The sequence below is a fragment of the Acinetobacter vivianii genome, assembly GCF_014635885.1.
In the GTDB taxonomy this organism is placed as follows: domain Bacteria; phylum Pseudomonadota; class Gammaproteobacteria; order Pseudomonadales; family Moraxellaceae; genus Acinetobacter; species Acinetobacter vivianii.
In genome coordinates this window covers 1-1038 of sequence record NZ_BMDR01000022.1, presented here as the reverse complement: position 1 = coordinate 1038, position 1038 = coordinate 1, and the positions used below count along the sequence as shown (strand labels likewise).

General features: G+C 49.1%; 2 rRNA genes. Both read left to right on the top strand.

Annotation, left to right across the window (positions count from 1 at the left end):
• A 23S ribosomal RNA gene (locus IEV36_RS18710) occupies positions 1 to 743 on the top strand; the annotation flags it as partial.
• 173 nt (positions 744 to 916) lie between these two features.
• Positions 917 to 1031 (top strand): 5S ribosomal RNA (gene rrf / locus IEV36_RS18705).
• Positions 1032 to 1038 lie beyond the last annotated feature (7 nt).

Sequence of the window (1038 nt, the reverse complement as noted above, 5' to 3'; positions counted from 1 at the left end):
CGTCCTTGAAATACCACCCTGGTAATGTTGAGGTTCTAACTCTGTCCCGTAATCCGGGACGAGGACCATGTCTGGTGGGTAGTTTGACTGGGGCGGTCTCCTCCTAAAGAGTAACGGAGGAGTACGAAGGTGCGCTCAGCGTGGTCGGAAATCACGCGTAGAGTATAAAGGCAAAAGCGCGCTTAACTGCGAGACCCACAAGTCGAGCAGGTACGAAAGTAGGTCTTAGTGATCCGGTGGTTCTGTATGGAAGGGCCATCGCTCAACGGATAAAAGGTACTCTGGGGATAACAGGCTGATACCGCCCAAGAGTTCATATCGACGGCGGTGTTTGGCACCTCGATGTCGGCTCATCTCATCCTGGGGCTGAAGCAGGTCCCAAGGGTATGGCTGTTCGCCATTTAAAGAGGTACGCGAGCTGGGTTTAGAACGTCGTGAGACAGTTCGGTCCCTATCTACCGTGGGCGCTGGAAATTTGAGAGGATCTGCTCCTAGTACGAGAGGACCAGAGTGGACGAACCTCTGGTGTACCGGTTGTGACGCCAGTCGCATCGCCGGGTAGCTATGTTCGGAAGGGATAACCGCTGAAAGCATCTAAGCGGGAAGCCTACCTCAAGATAAGATTTCCCTAGGAATTTATTCCTCTAAAGAGCCGTTCGAGACTAGGACGTTGATAGGTTGGGTGTGGAAGCACGGTGACGTGTGAAGCTGACCAATACTAATTGCTCGTGAGGCTTGACTATACAACACCCAAACAGTTGTTGTATTCAAGATAAATTCAATACATAACTTGATTTAGTGTAGAAACTAGTTACAATACGACTCAATTAACTAATCCGTTAATAACTCTTTGGACCGTAAGTAAGGCATACGATGAATACATCGTGATTAAGACCCGAAAGCACCACAACAGTTTGCTGGCGACAATAGCAAGAGTGAACCACCTGATCCCTTCCCGAACTCAGAAGTGAAACCTCTTAGCGCTGATGGTAGTGTGGCACTTGCCATGTGAGAGTAAGTCATCGCCAGCTTTTAAAT